Origin of the sequence: Brevibacterium sp. W7.2, from assembly GCF_018137945.1 — a bacterium.
GTDB lineage: Bacteria > Actinomycetota > Actinomycetes > Actinomycetales > Brevibacteriaceae > Brevibacterium > Brevibacterium sanguinis.
The window spans coordinates 1,445,269-1,463,273 of the sequence record NZ_CP073089.1; the positions used below are offsets into that span (position 1 = coordinate 1,445,269).

Consider the following 18,005-nt stretch of genomic DNA (forward strand, 5'->3'; position numbering starts at 1 on the left):
GGCCCCGGCTGCGGTCCGCGCTCACGGCTGCGATCCGCGCTCCCGGCTGCGGTCTCGGATAGGGTTGAGGTGTGAACGATCGCCCCGAGACCCCGCCCACTGCCGAACCGAGCGCCTGGAACCTCCCGAATGCCCTGACGGTGGTGCGGATCCTCCTCGTTCCCGTCTTCCTCGTCCTCCTCCTCAACGACGGGGGACAGGACCTCACGACTCGGTGGTGGGCGCTTGCGGTGTTCCTGCTGGCGATGGCCACGGACAAGATCGACGGCGACCTCGCCCGCAAATACAACCTCATCACGAACTTCGGCAAGATCGCCGACCCCATCGCCGACAAATCGCTCATGGCCGCGGCCCTCATCGGGCTCGCGCTCGTCGGCGAGCTGCCGTGGTGGGTGCCGGTCATCATCCTCGTGCGCGAACTCGGCATCACCGTGCTGCGCTTCTTCATGATCCGCATCGCCGTCATGCCCGCCTCGAAGGGCGGCAAGCTCAAGACCGTCCTCCAGACCGTCGCGATCGGGCTGTTCCTCCTGCTCAAGCCGCTCGCGTTCATCGTCCCCGTCCCCGTGGCGATGGTCCTCATCGTCGTCGCGTGGGTCGTCATGGCTGCCGCGATCGTCGTCACGATCGTCACCGGCATCGACTACTGCATCCAGGCGGCGCGGTTGGCCCGCACCGCCCATTCCGGCGGCGAGGCGACCGATCGTCCCACGTCCGACGGGACGTCTGCGGGCGGCTCGGTCCGGCAGCCCGGTCACGGCGAGGCCGGCGGACCCGGATCGGGACCGGACGAGGCCGAGGATTCCGAGGGACCGCGGACCGGCGATGGCCGGTGACCTGCTCGCGGAGTCCCGGGAGATCATCGCGACCTGCGCGCAGCTGGGACTCTCGGTCGCCTCGGCGGAATCCCTGACCGCCGGCCGATTCGTCTCCACCCTCGTCGACGTCCCCGGCGCCTCCGCAGTCGTTCGCGGCGGCCTCGTCACTTATGCGACCGACCTCAAGGCGAGCCTCGCCGGCGTCGACCCCGAGCGTCTCGAGGAGACGGGACCCGTCGACGAGGTCGTCGCCGCGCAGATGGCCGTCGGCGCCGCCCGCGCCTGCGTCGCCGACATCGGCGTCTCCTGCACGGGAGTCGCCGGACCGGACCCGCAGGACGGCAAGGAGGTCGGCCTCGTCTACACGGCGATCGCGTTCGGCTCCCGCGCCCACGTCGTCGAACACCGCTTCACCGGGGACCGGGAGGCGATCCGGTCGGCCACGGTCGCGGCCATGGTCGAGCGCCTCGGCGAGTTCGTCGCGAAGCTCGCATTCGGACCCGACCCGGCCACGGGTGGGGCGGGAAGCGGTGGGGCGGCTGCTGGTTCGGACTCTGCCGGCACGGACACCGGCGCGGAATAACTTCCCTTGTGCGATGGTTGAGTGTTCAAGATGACATACGCACAGACATGCCACCGCGCCGGTTTCTCCGAAAGGACTGGCAATACCCCCATCTCACCCGCTCAGGTTGGCGCCCCCGCGCGACCGGGCTGTAAAGTTGAATCCACGATCGCGCGATCAAAGGGAGGGACGCACAATGTTACTGAGAGTTGAAATCGGCGATGCCCTGCGTTCCGCTCGCCGCCGTCAGGGACGGACGCTGCGCGATGTCTCCACGGGAGCCAGCGTGTCGCTCGGCTACCTCAGCGAGATCGAACGCGGACAGAAGGAAGCCTCCTCGGAGCTCCTCTCCGCGATCTGCGAAGCTCTTGAGCTGCCGGTCTCGGCGCTGCTCAGCGAGGTCTCGGACCGCTTCGCCCTCGAAGAGGGTGTCGCCATCCCCGACACCATCCCGCAGGAGCTCTCGGACAAGATCCTCGGTCACCCGGGCGGTTACCCGACCCCGCGGCTGGCTGCCAAGCCGTAATGCGCCACACGCTCTACTGGACCCTCATGAACGAGGAGTTCGGGGAGGCGCGCGCCGCATCCCTCCACACCGACCTCACTCTGAGCAGCCTCGGCTCGGTGACCGCCGCCGAGGCCTTCCGCCAGGGCATCGAACCCCGTGACATCTGGATCGCCGTGTGCGATTCGATGGGCGTGCCCGAATCGCGGCGCCTCGGCAAGGAGAAGCCGCGGTCCCGGCCGTTCTGAGCTGCTGAGCTTGGCGGAGATGCTGGCTGGTGTGGCCGGCGCGCAGGGGTGCCGACAATCTTCGAACGACACGCCGCAACATTTCGAACACATGTTCTTATATCGGCTATGATGGTGAGCGAATCACGGGACCTGTGACCACGAGTGGCCGGTTGTCCACAGGGGAGATCGCTTCCCTGTCGTCATGTCAGTGCCATCTTCTAGCCTTGGTCTCACAGTTTGCGAACACTTTAGGAGAGGTCATGGCGCGTACACCCAAGAACCTGCAGATCCCCACCGGCGGCGACAAGTCCAAGGCGCTCGACGCCGCGCTCGGCCAGATCGACCGCAACTACGGCAAGGGCGCGATCATGCGCCTCGGCGAAGGAGTCCGGGAGCCCATCGAGTCGATCCCGACCGGCTCGGTCGCTCTCGACATCGCGCTCGGCATCGGCGGTCTCCCGCGCGGCCGCGTCGTCGAGATCTACGGACCGGAGTCCTCCGGCAAGACGACGGTCGCCCTCCACGCGGTGGCGAACGCCCAGAAGGCCGGCGGCATCGCCGCGTTCATCGACGCGGAGCACGCGCTCGACCCCGAGTACGCGAAGAAGCTCGGCGTCGACACCGATCAGCTCCTCGTCTCCCAGCCCGACACCGGTGAGCAGGCGCTCGAGATCGCCGACATGCTCATCCGCTCCGGCGCACTCGACATCATCGTCATCGACTCCGTCGCCGCCCTCGTGCCGAAGGCCGAGATCGAAGGCGAGATGGGCGACAGCCACGTCGGTCTCCAGGCCCGCCTGATGTCGCAGGCGCTGCGCAAGATCACCGGTGCCCTCGCCCAGTCGAAGACCACGGCGATCTTCATCAACCAGCTCCGTGAGAAGGTCGGCGTCTTCTTCGGCTCCCCGGAGACGACCTCGGGCGGCAAGGCGCTGAAGTTCTACGCCTCCGTGCGCATCGACGTCCGCCGCATCGAGACCCTCAAGGAGGGCCAGGATGCGATCGGCAACCGGACGCGGGCGAAGATCGTCAAGAACAAGGTGGCCCCGCCGTTCAAGCAGGCCGAGTTCGACATCCTCTACGGCCACGGCATCTCCCGCGAAGGCAGCCTCATCGACATGGGCGTCGACAACGGGATCATTCGCAAGTCCGGTTCGTGGTTCACCTACGACGGCGACCAGCTGGGCCAGGGCAAGGAGAACGTCCGTAACTTCCTCCGCGACAACCCCGGCCTCGCCGAGGAGATCGAGCTGAAGATCAAGCACAAGATGGGCCTCATCAAGGTCGAGGACGAGACCACGGAGTCCGCTGCCGCCGAGGAGACGGACGACGTCGAGATCTCGTGACCGTGTGCCGGACCGCGCGACCTGTGCGCGGAGTCGGCACGATCTCATGACCTCATGACCTCATGACTGGGGGAGACCCATGACCGAAGAGCGCACTTCCGATGCTCGCCGTCCAGGCGAGCCGGGGCCCGAACCCGCTCAGCTCAGCGCCCTGCGCGCGGCGATGTCCGACCTCGAACATCGTCACGCGCAGGGGGAGTCGGGGTTCTTCGCCGGGCTCGCGGCGGCGGGCGACGAGGTCGCACCAACGAGAGATGATGTCGCGTCGGCGAGAGATGCGATCGCCGAGGCGGGGGAGCAGCCCGCTCGGGCCGATGCTCTTTCTCTCGCCCCCGACGTCGGGGACTCCCCGGAGTTCGCCGAGTCCTATGCGAAGGCGAAGAAGACGGCGCTCAACATGCTCGCGATGCGCGACCACTCGAGCACCGAGCTGCGGGAGAAGCTCGCGAAACGCGACTTCGACCCGGCCGCGATCGACCGGCTCATCACCAAGCTCGAACGCTCGAACCTCCTTAACGACACCGAGTTCGCCCGCCGCTTCGCCAAGGCCCAGCGTGAGGGAAAGAAGCTCTCCCGCTCGGCCCTGCGCCGGCAGCTGAGCCGGAAGGGCATCGACGAGGACACGATCGTCGGCGTCGTCGACGAGGTCGACGGCGGAGCCGAGGGTGAGGAGAGCCTCGCCCGCGACGTCGCCGAGAAGAAGGCGCGGTCGACCCGCGGCCTCGACCACGAGGTGCGCGAACGCCGGATCCTCGGGATGCTCGCCCGCCGCGGGTTCTCCTCGACGATCTGCCTCAAGGTCACCCGCGAGGTGCTCGCCGAGGGCTGAGTCGGCGACAGCGGAGACACGGGCGCGGCGGTAGAATGGTGGGGCCATGACTGAACTCATCGACGCCCCGCACACCACCGACGCGCATGCGCGCAGCTACGAGGTCAAGACCTACGGCTGCCAGATGAACGTCCACGATTCCGAACGCCTGTCCGGCCTCCTCGACGACGCCGGATACGTCCGCGCCGACGTCGACGCCCAGGCCGACGTCGTCGTCTTCAACACGTGTGCGGTGCGGGAGAACGCCGACAACCGCCTCTACGGCAACCTCGGTCGACTCGCGAGGGTCAAGGAGAACCACCCCGGCCTCCAGATCGCCGTCGGCGGCTGCATGGCCCAGAAGGACCGCGACACGATCGTGAAGAAGGCCCCCTGGGTCGACGTCGTCTTCGGCACCCACAACATGGGGTCGCTGCCCGCGCTCCTCGAACGCGCCCGGCACAACGACGAAGCCCAGGTCGAGATCCTCGAAAGTCTCGACGTCTTCCCCTCGACCCTGCCCAGCCGCCGTGAATCCCAGCACTCCGGGTGGGTGTCGATCTCCGTCGGCTGCAACAACACGTGCACGTTCTGCATCGTCCCCAGCCTCCGCGGCAAGGAGAAGGACCGCCGTCCCGGCGACATCCTCGCCGAGGTCGAAGCCCTCGTCGCCGACGGGGTCGTCGAAGTCACCCTGCTCGGGCAGAACGTCAACTCCTACGGCGCCGAATTCCGTGACAAGGGCGCGTTCGCCAAGCTCCTGCGCGCCGTCGGCAATGTCGAGGGCATCGAACGCGTGCGCTTCACGAGTCCGCACCCCGCGGCCTTCTCCGACGACGTCATCGACGCGATGGCCGAGACCCCGACCGTCATGCCGCAGCTGCACATGCCCCTGCAGTCGGGTTCCGACCGGATTCTCAAGGCGATGCGCCGGTCCTACCGGACGAGCCGTTTCATGCGCATCCTCGACACGGTCCGGGAGCAAATCCCGCACGCCGCGATCACCACCGACATCATCGTCGGCTTCCCCGGCGAGACCGAAGAGGACTTCGCCGGCACGATGGACATCGTCCGTCGTGCCCGGTTCTCCCAGGCCTTCACCTTCCAGTACTCGATTCGTCCCGGCACGCCCGCGGCCACGATGCCCGACCAGCTGCCCAAGGAGATCGTCCAGGAGCGGTTCGAACGCCTCATCGCCCTCCAGGACGAGATCGCGTGGGAGGAGAACAAGGCGCTCATCGGCACCGAGGTCGAGGTCCTCGTCACAAGCCTGCCGAACGCCGACTCCCCGCGCCTGAGCGGACGCGCCGCCGACAACCGGCTCGTCCACGTCTCGCCGCCGGCCGGCCTCGAGCTGCCGCGTCCCGGAGACTTCGTCACGGCAACGGTCACCGACGCGAAGCCGTACTTCCTCCTCGCCGACTCCGGCGTCAGCGTGCGGCCGTCGCGCGCCGGAGACGCCTTCGATCGCGCACAGGCCGACAGCTGCGGCACCCCGACCGCAGGAGTCACCCCCGGCGGCGCCACCGTGCTCGGAATGCCGACGATCCGCCCGCGCACCTGAGATGCGACGCCTCGCGCTCATCCCGGCCACCCCCGTGCTGCTGTCGCACATCGACCGCACCGAACCCCGACGCTCCCTTGCTGCCCGCGCAGCGATCCTCGACGTCCTGGCGATCGCCTCGGCGTGGGCCCTGCCGGTCGACACCCTGCCAGTCCTCCTCGGACTCGGCGGCTTCGGCATCGACCGCGGTATCGACACCCGCACCGGAGACCTCCTCGAGGCAGACGCCTGGGTCGACGCCGTCACCGCCCTGGACGAGGACGAGCGCGACGCCTGCCGCACCGCGCATCCGGGCCTGGCCATCGCCGCACTCCACGCGCACGAGGTCGGCGTGACCATCGGCGCGGCCGGCACGAGCGAGGACATGCTCGCGCCCATCGACCTCTCCGGCGCCGCCTCGGCGGATGCCCCACTCGCCCCCGTGCCCGGAGCGAGCGACTTCGACGCCGACGTCGCCGCCGCGATCGCACGCTGGGACACCCCGACCCTGCGGACCGCCGTGAGCGGCGCCCGCGCCGTCCACGCCGACCTCGACCTCCTCGGCGCCGCCCTCGACCACCCCGAGGTCGGCACCCCGGGGACCCGCGAGGTGACGATCGTCCACGACTCGACCGTCCACGACGTGCGCACCCTGTGCGCCGTGGCCGAAGGCTGAGATGACCGCCCCGGCACCGATCATCTCGATCGTCGGCGCGACCGCGACGGGCAAGTCCGACCTCGCCCTCGACCTCGCCGAACGCCTCGACGGGGAGATCATCAACTCCGATTCCATGCAGTTCTACCGGGGCATGGACATCGGCACCGCGAAGCTGCCGGTGGCCGAGCGCCGCGGGGTGCCCCATCACCTCATCGACATCCTCGACGTCACCGAGGAGGCCACGGTCCAGGCCTTCCAGACCGCGGCCCGGGAGGCGATCGCCGATATCCGGACGCGCGGGCGGCGCCCGATCCTCGTCGGCGGCTCGGGCCTCTACGCCCGCGCCGCGACCGACCACATGGAGTTCCCCGGCACCGACCCTGAGGTGCGCGCCCGCCTTGAGGCCGAGGTCGCCGCCGACCGGTGGGCCGCCCACCACCGGCTCGCCGGCCTCGATCCGGTCGCCGCGGAGAAGATCGGCACCGGAGACGCACGCCGCATCGTCCGCGCCCTCGAGGTCATCGAACTCACCGGCCGGCCCTTCAGCGCCTCCCTGCCCGATTACACGGAGATCGAACCGACGATCCACCTCGGACTCGGCGTCGACCGGGCGACCCTGCACGCACGCATCGCCACGCGCGTCGCCCGGATGTGGGAGGCCGGCTGGGTCGACGAGGTCCGCACCCTGCTCGACCAGGGGCTGACCCGCGGTCGCACAGCCTCCCGGGCGATCGGGTATGCACAGATCCAGGAGCATCTCGCGGGCGCGATGAGCGCGGCCGAGGCGCAGGAGTCGACGATCGTGCGCACCCGTCAGTTCGCCCGGCGTCAGGACACGTGGTTCCGCCGCGACCCGCGCATCACCTGGATCGACATGAGCGAGGCAGGGGCAGCGGCACCGGAGTCCCCGGGGTCACCGCTGAGCCGGGCACTGGCGATCGTTAGGATGGAGGCATGACCTCACCGTTCGCCGCACTCTCCGGCACCCGCTTCCACAAGGGGCACGGCACCGAGAACGACTTCGTCCTCCTCGACGACGACAACGGTGACCTCACGCTCCACCCCGAGACCGTCGCTCTGCTCGCCGACCGGCAGACCGGGCTCGGCGGCGACGGCGTCATCCGCATCGTCCGCTCCGCCGACAGCGGCATCCCCGGCGCCGCCGAACAGGCCGCCGCCGGCGCCGAATGGTTCATGGACTACTACAACCACGACGGCAGCCTCTCGGAGATGTGCGGCAACGGCGTCCGCGTCTTCGCCCACGCCCTCGTCACCACCGGTCGCGTCCCCGCCGACGCCCCGGAGATCAAGGTCGCCACCCGCGACGGCATCAAGACCGTCCGCACCACCCTCAACCCCGCGCTCGGTGAAACCGACCCTGCGACCGAGGCGTCGACCGTGCGGATTCCCGGTTCGCCCGAGGACGCGTGGTACACCGTCGACATGGGCGCGTGGTCACTCGACGACCGCGCAGAGGTGCTCGTGACGACCGACGGCATCGACGTTGCCCGCCCGGGACTGTCCGTCGAGACGGGCAATCCGCACACCGTCGTGGCACTCGCCGAGGCGGCCGAGCTCGCCGCCGCCGACCTCCGCGACTATCCCGTCCTCGACCCGGTGCCGCCGCACGGGTCGAACGTCGAGTACATCGTCATGGAACCGGCCCGCAGCGACGTCGCCGGCGGGGAGGGCGCCCTGCGGATGCGCGTGTCCGAACGCGGCGTCGGGGAGACCCGTTCGTGCGGGACCGGTGCGTGTGCGGCCGCGATCGCCGCCCATCACTGGGCCGGCGCAGCCTCGCCCCTGCAGTGGCGCGTCGACGTTCCCGGCGGTCGCCTGCGCATCGGCATCACCCCTGATCAGACCGGCACGGCCGGAACCGTCACGCTGGCCGGTCCCGCGGTCCTCGTCGCGAGCGGCACCCTCGACTGAAGTCTGTGGGCGCTCGACGCCGGAAGCCACACCGTATCCGCGGGCGCTTCAGTCCCGGTGGATCGTGAGGATCCGGAACCCCTTCGCCGAGGCGGTGCGCTCAGCGGTGAACCCCTCACCGAGCATCGTGGAGATCCAGCCGAGAAGGGAGTCGGCGCCGAGGTTCTTCGACACGACGAGGTCCGCGCGCCCGCCGGGGGCAAGCCGGGGCAGCCACGTCTCCAGCAGCTCATGGAGGGCCTCCTTGCCGATCCGGATGGGCGGATTCGACCGGATCGTCGAGAACTCGAGGTCCGCGGGGATCTCGTCTGCGGTGACGGGACGGATCGTCTCGAGCCCGAGGCGGGCCGCATTGCCCGCCGTCGATGCGAGTGACCGGGAGTTGACGTCGAGGGCCCAGATGCGGACGTCCACCTCGGCGTCGGCCGCCTGGAGCGCGGAATGGAGCGCGATCGGACCCCACCCGGCCCCGAGATCGAGGAGGTCGCCGGGGGCGGGAGCGGGAAGGTGCTTGAGGAGCACGGCGGTACCGGGGTCGAGCCGGGTGGGGGAGAACGTCCCGCTCATCGTCTCCACGGTCACGGTGCGACCGGCGAGGTCGAGGGTGATCTCCCGGCGCTTCGCGTCGCTCGTCGGGCTCTGCGTGAAATAGTGCTCTGCCACAGTTGCAGTCTAGTCGGCTGTGGGAGAATAGAACGACGTCGGAATGCGTTGCACAGAATGCAGACGACAACGACACACGAACAAAGGAATGAATGACGTCCACCGACAAAGAGCGTCGAGATGCCATGCTCGACCGCGTCCTCGCCAGAGGTGCTCAGGCGCTGAGCCCGCAGGGAACCCCCGCTGACGAGGACTCCCAGTTCGATCTCGCCGAGCGTGCCGCCCTGCGGCGCGTCGCCGGACTCTCCACCGAACTCGAAGATGTCACCGAGGTCGAATACCGCCAGATCCGGCTCGAGCGCGTCGTGCTCGCCGGACTGTGGAACACCACGCTCGACGAGGCGGAGAACTCGATCCGCGAACTCGCCGCGCTCGCCGAGACCGCAGGTTCCGAAGTTCTCGATGCGATCGTCCAGCGCCGGGAGAAGCCGGACCCTGGCACGTACCTCGGCAAGGGCAAGGCCGCCGAGCTCAAGGAGATCGTCGAAGCCGTCGGCGCCGACACCGTGATCATCGACTCCGAACTCGCCCCCAGCCAGCGGCGCGGGCTCGAGGACGTCATCAAGGTCAAGGTCGTCGACCGCGTCGCGCTCATCCTCGACATCTTCGCCCAGCACGCGAAGTCCCGCGAGGGCAAGGCCCAGGTCGAGCTCGCGCAGCTCGAATACCTCCTGCCGCGTCTGCGCGGCTGGGGTGAGTCGATGTCCCGCCAGGCCGGTGGCCGGGTCGCCGGCGGTGCCGGCATCGGTTCGCGCGGTCCCGGTGAGACGAAGATGGAGCTCGACCGCCGTCGCATCCGCACGCGGATGGCGAAGCTGCGCCGGGAGATCGCCGGGATGGCGCCGGCCAGGGACACGAAGCGGAAGAACCGCAATCGCAACCACATCCCGTCGGTGGCCATCGTCGGGTACACGAACGCGGGCAAGTCCTCCCTGCTCAACCGGCTCACCGACGCCGAGGTGATGGTCCAGAACGCCCTGTTCGCGACCCTCGACCCGACCGTCCGGCAGTCGCGGACGGCTGAGGGCATCACGTTCACGTACACCGACACCGTCGGATTCGTGAGGAACCTGCCCCACCAGCTCGTCGAGGCGTTCCGGTCGACACTCGAGGAGGCGGCCGACTCCGATCTGCTCCTCCACGTCGTCGACGCCTCGCACCCGGACCCGCACGGGCAGATCCACGCCGTGCGCGAGGTCCTCGGCGACGTCGAGACCGGTGACATCCCCGAACTCCTCGTCTTCAACAAGGTCGACCTCGCCGACGAGAACGTCGTCACCGCGCTGCGCGCCGAATACCCCGGAGCGCGGTTCGTCTCCGCGGCGACGGGGGAGGGCATCGCCGAACTCGTCGAGACGATCGAGGAGAAGCTGCCCTCGCCGAACATCGAGATCACCGTCCTCATCCCGTATGAGCGCGGCGACCTCGTGTCGAAGATCTACGCGCTCGGCACCGTCGAGCACGAGGAGCACGGCGCCGGCGGCACGGGCATGCAGGCGAAGGTCCCGGCCGAACTCGCCGCCGAACTCGAGGAGTTCCGCAGGCCCGACCTGGTCATCGGCGAGTGAGCACCGTCTCCGATCTGCTCCAGACCGCGGTCGGGGCGATCGGCGGAGCGCCCCGTGAGGGGCAGACCGAGATGGCCGAGGCGGTCACCTCGTCGCTCGACAAGAACATCCACCTCCTCGTCCAGGCGGGCACGGGCACCGGCAAATCGCTGGCCTACCTCGTGCCCGCCGCCGAGTACGCCAGCCGCACCGGCGGGACGGTCGTCGTCTCGACGGCGACGCTGGCACTGCAGACGCAGATCATCCACCGGGACCTGCCGCGCCTGTTCAAGGCGCTGAAGAAGACGCTCGACCCGCTGCCGAAGGCCGCGCTGCTCAAGGGGCGGCGCAACTATGTGTGCAAGCACAAGCTCGAAGGCGGTTATCCCGATGAGGACGAGGGAATGCTCTTCGACCTCGGCGCCGATGCCGCCGCCGGTCGCAAGCCCGCGGACCGGTCCGGCCTCGGTGAGGAGATCCAGCGGATCCGGACGTGGGAGAAGACGACGGACACCGGCGACCGGGACGATCTGCTGCCCGGCGTCAGCGACAAGGCGTGGGCGCAGGTGTCGGTCAACGCGTTCGACTGCCTCGGGTCGAATTGCCCGCTCTTCACCGAGTGCTACGCCGAACAGGCGCGGACCGCGGCCTCGGAGGCCGACATCATCGTGACGAACCACGCGCTGCTCGCGATCGACGCGTTCGGGGAGAACTCCGTCCTGCCTGAACACGACGTCATCATCATCGACGAAGCCCACGAACTCAAGGACCGCGTGACGAACGCCCTGTCCGGCCAGATCAACACGGGCATGCTGTCGGCAGCCACCTCGGCGGTGCGGAAGAACACGACGGTCGAGGACGGGGTCGTCGCGATGCTCGACACCGCCTCGGCGGCCTTCGAACGCGCCACCGCCGGTGTCCAGGAGGGGCTCATGCTCTCCGTCGCCGAGCCGTTGGCACTCGCCCTCACGCAGATCCGCGACTCCGCCCGGCAGATCATCAACGACATCGGCGGACGCGGGGAGGAGGCCGATGCGGGCCGGCAGATGGCCAAGGCCCGGTGCCAGGAGATCTTCGAACTCGCCGAGCGCTTCTGCGACCCCGGCAAGAACGACGTCGTGTGGCTGAGCCGCAGCACCTTCCGCGAACGCGAGACGACGAACCTCGTCGTCGCCCCGCTGAGCGTGGCCGGGACGATGCGCAATGGGATCTTCGAGGATTCCACCGTCGTCGCGACTTCGGCGACGCTCGCCCTTGGTGGGAACTTCGACGCCGTGGCCGCCTCGCTCGGTCTCTTCGGACCGGATGCGCCGAGGTGGGACGGCCTCGACGTCGGCTCACCCTTCGACTACGGCCGGCAGGGCATCATCTACGTCGCCTCTCACCTGCCCAAACCCGGTCGGAGCGGGCTGAGCGAGGAGGCGCTGGCCGAACTCGAAGCGCTCGTCACCGCGTCCCGTGGCGGGGCGCTCGGACTCTTCTCCTCGAAGGCGGCAGCGAATGCCGCCGCCGAGCATCTGCGTGCCAGGGTCGATGTTCCGATCCTCCTCCAGGGCGAGGACGGTCTGCCGTCGCTCGTCTCCCGGTTCGCCGCCGACGATGAGGCGTGTCTCTTCGGGACGATGTCGCTGTGGCAGGGCGTCGACGTGCCGGGGAGGACGAACCGGCTCGTCATCATCGACCGGATCCCCTTCCCGCGTCCGGACGATCCGCTCATGCAGGCGCGGGCCCGGGACGCCGACAAGCGCGGTGTCAACGGGTTCATGGCGGTGAGCGCGACGCATGCCGCACTGCGCCTGGCCCAGGGTGCCGGGCGCCTCATCCGCTCGACGGCCGACAAGGGCGTCGTCGCGGTGCTCGACTCGCGGCTGCGCTCGGCCCGGTACGCCGGCTACCTCGTCAACTCGATGCCGCAGATGTGGCCGACGACCGACGCGCAGCTCGTCCGCACCGCCCTCGGCCGGCTCGCCGACGCGAAGGACGACGACGCAGCCACGGGATGAGGTCCGCGGGGCCGGGTGGTACAGTTCGCGCCATGGCGCGCAAACGGAAGAAGAAGCCCCAGCGGAAACATTGGCTGGCGAGTCTCCTCACGGGTCTCGCCCTTTTCGCCGCCGGGGGCATCGGGCTGCTCATGGGCGCCACTTATCTCAACGTCTGGCCAGTTGTGGCCTTCGTTCTCGGCGGTGCTGCCATGGTGCTCACCCTGGTCTTTCTGCTCGGAATGGGCGACTCGACACAGGGCTATCCGACTGCCGACTCCCTGACCGATGTGCAGAACGGTCTGTGAACGATCTCAGTCTCTGATTCGGCTGCGCCGCAGATCCGTCGATTCAACTGCGCCGCAGGTCCGTCGCGCAGTTTCGTACGCACAACCCTCAGTGGCAGTCACCCCGCGCAGCTTCGTAGGCCCTACGCGGAGCCGCTGATCCACCGCGTGCACGGGTTGTCCGTGCGGCTGCGTGTGCGGGATTCGAAATCTGAGCCCGCCGAGGCGGTCGAAAGGCACCCGGAGCGCGACGACCACCGCGGAGCCGCAGATCCGTCGCGCAGTTTCGTACGCACAACCCGGAGTGGCACACACCGCGCAGCTTCGCACCCCCTACGCGGAGCCGCTGATCCACCGCGTGCACGGGTTGTCCGTGCGGCTGCGTGTGCGGGATTCGAAATCCGGCCCCGCCGAGGCGATCGTGCCCGGCCGCCGAGGTGGTCGTCCGCGCCCGGGGACCCTGCGGAACGCACGCGTGCCCCCGACCGTGAACGGTCGGGGGCACTCGTCGCCGGGCGCAGGCAGTGCTCGAGCAGGCGAACTGTGCAGGCAGTGCCCGCGATATGCGCAGTCGCTCCGCGCAGGCCGTGCTCGGTAACAGCTCTCAGAGGCGGCGGATGACGGCGACGACGAGACCCATGATCTGCGCATACGTGCCGTCGATGGGGTCGTAGTCCTTGTTCTGCGGGAGCAGCCACTGACGTCCGGCCTTGCGCTTGAGTGTCTTCACCGTCGCCTCGCCGTCGAGGAGGGCGGCGACGATCTGTCCGTTGTCGGCGGTGTGCTGCTTGCGCACGACCACCCAGTCGTCGTGGCAGATGGCCGCCTCGATCATCGAATCGCCGACGACCTTGAGGAGGAACATCTCTCCGGAGCCGACGACCTGCGTCGGCAGGGAGAAGACGTCGTCGACCTCCTGCTCGGCGAGGATCGGACCACCGGCGGCGATGCGGCCGACGACGGGGACCTGGACGGTGTTGTTCGCAAGCTCCTCGTACTTCGCGCGCTCCGCCTCCTCCTCTTCGAAGGGATTGACGACCTCGATCGCCCGAGGGCGCTTGGGATCGCGACGGACATAGCCGAGCCGCTCGAGCTGCGAGAGCTGATGCGCCACGCTCGAGAGCGATGCGAGCCCCGCGGCCTCACCGATCTCGCGCATGCTCGGCGGGTAGCCGTTGGTGACGACGGCGCGTTCGATCGTCTCGAGGACGAGCCGCTGCCGGGGGGAGAGTCGGAAGTCGCCGGCTCCGGTCGGCCCGTCGGGGATCTCGACCTCGTCCTCTTCGCTGCGCGCAGCCGCGATCTCGCTGGCCACATCCTCGTTGCGCGGCCTGCCTCTGCCTCGTTTGTTCTGCACCATTGCCTCTTCCCCTTCGTTCTAATCCCACCGGTCGAAGCGCTTCGAGAGATCTCGTGTCAGTGCCGCCTGGGATGGTTGTTCGAGATCGATCAACAACGCTGGTTCTCGCTCATTGTCTCATAAATGTTCGAGATGGACTGGACATTTGTTCGATTGGCATGTTGAATAGAACAGACGTTCTACCCATTGCGGGTGGAATCGTACGAAGAAAGAGGTAAAGCGATGTCTGAGAAGAATCACGAAATGCGTCTGACCGTCCGCGGCCGCCGCGCCGTGCGCCTGCTCCGCACCGCCCTGTGCGCTCTCGCCATCATCGGCGGAACGCTCTTCATCTCCACCCAGACGTTCACCGCCGAGGCGGTCGCTGAGGGAGAGGTCGTCGGAGTCGCCGCTGACGCCGTCGTCGTCGGCGAGGGCGAGTCGCTGTGGACCGTGGCCTCGAACCTTGGCCTCGACCGCGACACCCGTGAGGTCGTCGCCGACATCGTCGAGCTCAACCACCTCGACAGCCCCGTCGTCCACCCCGGCCAGAGCCTCGACGTTCCCCAGCGCTAAAATCGGTGTGTGGGAAACATCGACTCTCTGCCGGTCCGCTCCGACCTCGTCGGTCAGCAGCCCTACGGCGCTCCGCACCTCAACGTTCCGGTGCAGCTCAACGTCAACGAGAACGCCTATCCGATCCCCGAGGTCGTCACCGAGGCGATGCGCCGGGCCGTCGACGGCCACCTCGCCGGACTCAACCGCTACCCCGACCGGGAATTCACGGCGCTGCGTGAGCACCTCGTCACCTACCTCGACGGCGTCAATGAACGGGCGGGCGGCTCGGTCGACCTCGTCCCGGAGATGATCTGGGCGGCCAACGGCTCGAACGAGGTCCTCTCCCACATCGTCCAGGCCTTCGGCGGACCCGGACGCACCGCTCTCGGCTTCACCCCGAGCTACTCGATGCACCCGCTCATCACGACCGGCACCGGCGCGACCTGGGTGGCGGCCTCCCGTGACGAGGAGTTCGAACTCGACGCCGCATCCGTCGCCGCCGAGGTGGCCCGCGTCGATCCCGACATCGTCTTCCTCTGCACCCCGAACAATCCGACCGGCACCTCGATCGGCCTCGACGTCATCGCCGCCGCATACGAGAACTGCCGGGGAATCGTCATCGTCGACGAGGCGTACGCCGAGTTCTCCCGTCCCGCCCTGCCCTCGGCGATGACCCTGCTCGAGGGGCGACCGCGCCTCGTCGTCTCCCGGACAATGAGCAAGGCCTTCGCCTGCGCAGGACTGCGGCTGGGCTACGCGATCGCGGCCCCCGAACTCATCGACGCCCTCCGCCTCGTGCGGCTGCCCTACCACCTCTCCGACATCACCCAGGTGCTCGCGTGCACGGCGCTCGATCACGCCGACCTCCTCCTCGGCAATGTCGACCGGCTCATCGACTCGCGCACGGCCATCGCTGAGCGCCTCGCCGCCCTCGGCTTCACCGTCTACCCGAGCGATTCGAACTTCGTCCTCTTCGGCAACATCGCCTCACCGGCCGACCTGTGGCAGAAGCTCCTCGACCGCGGAGTCCTCATCCGCGACATCGGCATTCCCCACCACGCCAGGGTCAACGCCGGCACCGAAGCGGAGACGACCGCGTTCCTCGCCGCCCTCGACGACATCGTCGCGACCGCACCGGACACGCTGCTCAGCCATCGCTGACGCCCGTCGGAGACCGCCACCATCGCCTCGGCGACGAGATCGCAGATGGTCTGTGGCGAGACCGCTGTGCACGATGCGGACAGGGACTGAGACAATGGACAGCGGCGCACCCATGCGTCGCGTGATGACCAGAGCGAAGAAAGGCTCACTATGAGGAAGGCCCAACGCGACCGATCGACATCCGAGTCGACCGTGTCCGTCGCCCTCGATCTCGACGGCACCGGCAGAGCAGACATCTCGACGACGGTGCCGTTCTTCGACCATATGCTCACCGCACTGGCGAAGCACTCGCTCATCGACATGGACATCAGCGCCTCCGGCGACACCGACATCGACGTCCACCACACCGTCGAGGACACCGCGATCGTCATCGGGCAGACCATCGCCGAGGCGCTCGGCGACAAGGCCGGCATCCGCCGCTACGGTGCCGCCTTCGTCCCGCTCGACGAATCGCTGGCCCGCTGCGTCATCGACATCTCCGGCCGCCCCTACTTCGTCCACCAGGGCGAACCCGAGGGTCAGCAGTACCACCTCATCGGCGGGCACTTCACGGGCTCGATGACCTCCCACGCGCTCGAGTCGATCGCGTTCCACGCCGGACTCACCGTCCACCTCGACCTGCTGCGCGGCCGCGACCCGCACCACATCGTCGAAGCCCAGTTCAAGGCTTTCGCCCGCGCCCTGCGCGAGGCCGTCGAACCCGACGGCCGCACCACCGCTGTCCCGAGCACCAAGGGAGTCCTGTGAGCACCACCGTCGTCGTCACCCCGTTCGGCGTCCCCGACCAGCTCGCCGCCGCATGCGTGCTCTCGAACATCTCCGGCACCATCGTGCCCATCGGCGACTTCACCGGCATCGTGCTCTCCGACACCGGTGTCGAAGCCGGCAACGAGGCGGCCGCTGCGATCTCGAAGCTCGCCGGCAAACACGAGGTCCTCCTCCTCGTCCGCAGCGACGAGCAGATCGACGCCGGCCACTTCCGCCACGGGGCACGCGAATCCGATGTCCCGGCCGGACTCGCCCTGCGCAACCTCCCCGACGTCACCGAGCAGATCCTCCTCGAAACCGTCACGCCTGAGGAGGTCGAGGGCAACATCCCGACCTCGTCGATGTCGAAGCTCCAGGCGAGCGCGGCGACGATGACGCCGGGACGGGCCGCGCTCGCGCGCACCGCGCTCATGTGGATCGTCGTCGCCGTCCTCGCCGGTCTCGTCCTCGCCTTCGGCGTCACCGTCGGCCTCGGCGGCAACGCTGTCGCCTGGATCGTCGCCGTCGTCGGGGCGATCGTCCTCGGGTTCTCGCTGTGGCGGATCTCCCGCGTCCTCTCAGGAAGGCAGCGCTGATGACGACGATCGCCGTGCTCGACTACGGTGCCGGCAACGTCCGCTCCGCGGTGCGCGCCGCCGAGGCGGCCGGTGCCGACGTCACCCTCACCGCCGACCACGCGGTCATCGACGCCGCCGACGGTCTGCTCGTGCCCGGAGTCGGCGCGTACTCCGCCGTGATGCGCGGGCTCGAATCCGTCGGCGCCGTCGACCTCATCCGCGACCGGCACGCCGCCGGTCGTCCCCTCCTCGGCATCTGCGTCGGCCTCCAGGTCTTCTTCTCCCGCGGACGCGAACACGGGGAGGAGACCGAGGGCATCGGCCTGTGGCCCGGTGAGGTCACCGCGCTCGACGCGCCGGTCGTGCCCCACATGGGGTGGACGGGCGTGACAGCGGCCCCCGGATCGCAGATGTTCTCCGGCATCGAGGACGAGAAGTTCTACTTCGTCCACTCCTATGCCGCCACCGAGCACCCGCCCGGGACGCTCGTGACGACAGCGACCCACGGCGGGGACTTCGTCGCCGCCGTCGAGGACGGGACGACGTGGGCGGCCCAGTTCCATCCGGAGAAGTCCGCGACCGCAGGTGCCGGACTCCTGCGCAACTGGATTGCGACGTTCTCCGCAACGCCGAGGGACCCCGAGTCGCCCGACAATCCCGAGTCGCCCGACAATCCAGAGTCGCCCGACAGCCCCGGTTCGCCCGGAGCATCCGCGCCGAACGACTGACCCGCACGCCCCG

20 protein-coding genes are annotated in these 18,005 nt (G+C 68.8%); 18 read left to right on the forward strand and 2 right to left on the reverse strand.

Annotated elements, in window-relative coordinates; all coding sequences use genetic code 11:
* The first annotated feature begins 71 nt into the window (after positions 1–71).
* From pgsA to dapF, 10 genes are all read left to right on the forward strand, one after another.
* Complete coding sequence (gene pgsA, locus J9315_RS06470; protein WP_211979053.1) at positions 72–836, forward strand: CDP-diacylglycerol--glycerol-3-phosphate 3-phosphatidyltransferase; 765 nt, start codon at positions 72–74, stop codon at positions 834–836.
* Positions 826–1,401: a CinA family protein gene (locus J9315_RS06475; RefSeq protein WP_211979054.1), complete on the forward strand. Its 576-nt coding sequence runs from the start codon at positions 826–828 to the stop codon at positions 1,399–1,401. Before pgsA ends, J9315_RS06475 begins: the two co-directional genes overlap by 11 nt.
* A gap of 175 nt (positions 1,402–1,576) precedes the next feature.
* Positions 1,577–1,906, forward strand: a complete 330-nt coding sequence (locus J9315_RS06480; RefSeq protein WP_137826352.1) for a helix-turn-helix transcriptional regulator — start codon at positions 1,577–1,579, stop codon at positions 1,904–1,906.
* On the forward strand, positions 1,906–2,133 hold the full coding sequence (locus tag J9315_RS06485) for a DUF3046 domain-containing protein (protein ID WP_137826353.1): 228 nt from the start codon (positions 1,906–1,908) through the stop codon (positions 2,131–2,133). The genes J9315_RS06480 and J9315_RS06485 overlap by 1 nt, the downstream gene beginning before the upstream one ends.
* A 242-nt stretch (positions 2,134–2,375) precedes the next feature.
* Positions 2,376–3,461, forward strand: a complete 1,086-nt coding sequence (recA, locus tag J9315_RS06490) for a recombinase RecA (RefSeq protein WP_211979055.1) — start codon at positions 2,376–2,378, stop codon at positions 3,459–3,461.
* A 79-nt stretch (positions 3,462–3,540) separates the two neighbouring features.
* Positions 3,541–4,290, forward strand: coding sequence for a regulatory protein RecX (locus J9315_RS06495; protein ID WP_211979056.1), 750 nt, complete (start codon positions 3,541–3,543; stop codon positions 4,288–4,290).
* A 46-nt stretch (positions 4,291–4,336) separates the two neighbouring features.
* A complete protein-coding gene (gene miaB / locus J9315_RS06500) occupies positions 4,337–5,833 on the forward strand; it encodes a tRNA (N6-isopentenyl adenosine(37)-C2)-methylthiotransferase MiaB (RefSeq protein WP_211979057.1) in 1,497 nt (498 codons plus the stop codon).
* Between the two features lies 1 nt (position 5,834).
* Complete coding sequence (locus J9315_RS06505) at positions 5,835–6,488, forward strand: hypothetical protein (protein ID WP_211979058.1); 654 nt, start codon at positions 5,835–5,837, stop codon at positions 6,486–6,488.
* Between the two features lies 1 nt (position 6,489).
* On the forward strand, positions 6,490–7,428 hold the full coding sequence (miaA, locus tag J9315_RS06510) for a tRNA (adenosine(37)-N6)-dimethylallyltransferase MiaA (protein ID WP_211979059.1): 939 nt from the start codon (positions 6,490–6,492) through the stop codon (positions 7,426–7,428).
* The gene (gene dapF / locus J9315_RS06515) at positions 7,425–8,402 is read left to right on the forward strand and encodes a diaminopimelate epimerase (protein WP_211979060.1); all 978 of its coding nucleotides are present in this window, start codon (positions 7,425–7,427) and stop codon (positions 8,400–8,402) included. The genes miaA and dapF overlap by 4 nt, the downstream gene beginning before the upstream one ends.
* Positions 8,403–8,450: 48 nt before the next feature.
* Here the strand turns inward: dapF and J9315_RS06520 are convergent, their stop codons facing one another.
* The gene (locus J9315_RS06520; protein ID WP_211979061.1) at positions 8,451–9,065 is read right to left on the reverse strand and encodes a methyltransferase; all 615 of its coding nucleotides are present in this window, start codon (positions 9,063–9,065) and stop codon (positions 8,451–8,453) included.
* Positions 9,066–9,157: 92 nt separating this feature from the next.
* Between J9315_RS06520 and hflX the strand changes: the two genes are divergently transcribed.
* From hflX to J9315_RS06535, 3 genes are read left to right on the forward strand one after another with little or no spacing between them, the layout of a single operon-like run.
* Positions 9,158–10,633, forward strand: coding sequence for a GTPase HflX (gene hflX, locus J9315_RS06525; protein WP_137825264.1), 1,476 nt, complete (start codon positions 9,158–9,160; stop codon positions 10,631–10,633).
* Positions 10,630–12,615 (forward strand): ATP-dependent DNA helicase, encoded by a 1,986-nt coding sequence (locus J9315_RS06530; RefSeq protein WP_211979062.1) that lies wholly within the window; start codon positions 10,630–10,632, stop codon positions 12,613–12,615. The genes hflX and J9315_RS06530 overlap by 4 nt, the downstream gene beginning before the upstream one ends.
* Before the next feature lie 32 nt (positions 12,616–12,647).
* Positions 12,648–12,902 (forward strand): hypothetical protein, encoded by a 255-nt coding sequence (locus J9315_RS06535; protein WP_211979063.1) that lies wholly within the window; start codon positions 12,648–12,650, stop codon positions 12,900–12,902.
* A gap of 583 nt (positions 12,903–13,485) precedes the next feature.
* Here the strand turns inward: J9315_RS06535 and lexA are convergent.
* Entirely contained in the window at positions 13,486–14,241 is a 756-nt protein-coding gene (lexA, locus tag J9315_RS06540; protein ID WP_211979064.1) for a transcriptional repressor LexA, read from the reverse strand.
* Positions 14,242–14,484: 243 nt separating this feature from the next.
* Between lexA and J9315_RS06545 the strand changes: the two genes are divergently transcribed.
* The 5 genes from J9315_RS06545 to hisH all read left to right on the forward strand — a co-directional run bounded on the left by J9315_RS06545 (position 14,485) and on the right by hisH (position 17,992).
* The gene (locus J9315_RS06545) at positions 14,485–14,796 is read left to right on the forward strand and encodes a LysM peptidoglycan-binding domain-containing protein (protein WP_249121048.1); all 312 of its coding nucleotides are present in this window, start codon (positions 14,485–14,487) and stop codon (positions 14,794–14,796) included.
* A 9-nt stretch (positions 14,797–14,805) separates the two neighbouring features.
* Positions 14,806–15,939, forward strand: coding sequence for a histidinol-phosphate transaminase (locus J9315_RS06550; protein ID WP_211979066.1), 1,134 nt, complete (start codon positions 14,806–14,808; stop codon positions 15,937–15,939).
* A 150-nt stretch (positions 15,940–16,089) separates the two neighbouring features.
* Positions 16,090–16,686 (forward strand): imidazoleglycerol-phosphate dehydratase HisB, encoded by a 597-nt coding sequence (gene hisB / locus J9315_RS06555; protein ID WP_211979067.1) that lies wholly within the window; start codon positions 16,090–16,092, stop codon positions 16,684–16,686.
* Positions 16,683–17,282 carry a hypothetical protein gene (locus J9315_RS06560; protein WP_211979068.1) on the forward strand — a complete coding sequence of 200 codons (600 nt, stop codon included), beginning with the start codon at positions 16,683–16,685 and terminating at the stop codon, positions 17,280–17,282. The genes hisB and J9315_RS06560 overlap by 4 nt, the downstream gene beginning before the upstream one ends.
* Complete coding sequence (gene hisH / locus J9315_RS06565; RefSeq protein WP_211979069.1) at positions 17,282–17,992, forward strand: imidazole glycerol phosphate synthase subunit HisH; 711 nt, start codon at positions 17,282–17,284, stop codon at positions 17,990–17,992. Before J9315_RS06560 ends, hisH begins: the two co-directional genes overlap by 1 nt.
* Positions 17,993–18,005: the final 13 nt, after the last annotated feature.

What these genes read in the sequence shown, in the direction of transcription:
- J9315_RS06495 (WP_211979056.1), top strand. Translation starts at nt 3,541, where the DNA reads ATGACCGAAGAGCGCACTTCCGATGCTCGCCGTCCAGGCGAGCCGGGG.
- J9315_RS06480 (WP_137826352.1), top strand. Translation starts at nt 1,577, where the DNA reads ATGTTACTGAGAGTTGAAATCGGCGATGCCCTGCGTTCCGCTCGCCGC.
- J9315_RS06505 (WP_211979058.1), top strand. Translation starts at nt 5,835, where the DNA reads ATGCGACGCCTCGCGCTCATCCCGGCCACCCCCGTGCTGCTGTCGCAC.
- J9315_RS06475 (WP_211979054.1), top strand. Translation starts at nt 826, where the DNA reads ATGGCCGGTGACCTGCTCGCGGAGTCCCGGGAGATCATCGCGACCTGC.
- dapF (WP_211979060.1), top strand. Translation starts at nt 7,425, where the DNA reads ATGACCTCACCGTTCGCCGCACTCTCCGGCACCCGCTTCCACAAGGGG.
- recA (WP_211979055.1), top strand. Translation starts at nt 2,376, where the DNA reads ATGGCGCGTACACCCAAGAACCTGCAGATCCCCACCGGCGGCGACAAG.
- lexA (WP_211979064.1), bottom strand. Translation starts at nt 14,241, where the DNA reads ATGGTGCAGAACAAACGAGGCAGAGGCAGGCCGCGCAACGAGGATGTG.
- J9315_RS06485 (WP_137826353.1), top strand. Translation starts at nt 1,906, where the DNA reads ATGCGCCACACGCTCTACTGGACCCTCATGAACGAGGAGTTCGGGGAG.
- hisH (WP_211979069.1), top strand. Translation starts at nt 17,282, where the DNA reads ATGACGACGATCGCCGTGCTCGACTACGGTGCCGGCAACGTCCGCTCC.
- J9315_RS06545 (WP_249121048.1), top strand. Translation starts at nt 14,485, where the DNA reads ATGCGTCTGACCGTCCGCGGCCGCCGCGCCGTGCGCCTGCTCCGCACC.
- hflX (WP_137825264.1), top strand. Translation starts at nt 9,158, where the DNA reads ATGACGTCCACCGACAAAGAGCGTCGAGATGCCATGCTCGACCGCGTC.
- hisB (WP_211979067.1), top strand. Translation starts at nt 16,090, where the DNA reads ATGAGGAAGGCCCAACGCGACCGATCGACATCCGAGTCGACCGTGTCC.
- miaA (WP_211979059.1), top strand. Translation starts at nt 6,490, where the DNA reads ATGACCGCCCCGGCACCGATCATCTCGATCGTCGGCGCGACCGCGACG.
- J9315_RS06535 (WP_211979063.1), top strand. Translation starts at nt 12,648, where the DNA reads ATGGCGCGCAAACGGAAGAAGAAGCCCCAGCGGAAACATTGGCTGGCG.
- miaB (WP_211979057.1), top strand. Translation starts at nt 4,337, where the DNA reads ATGACTGAACTCATCGACGCCCCGCACACCACCGACGCGCATGCGCGC.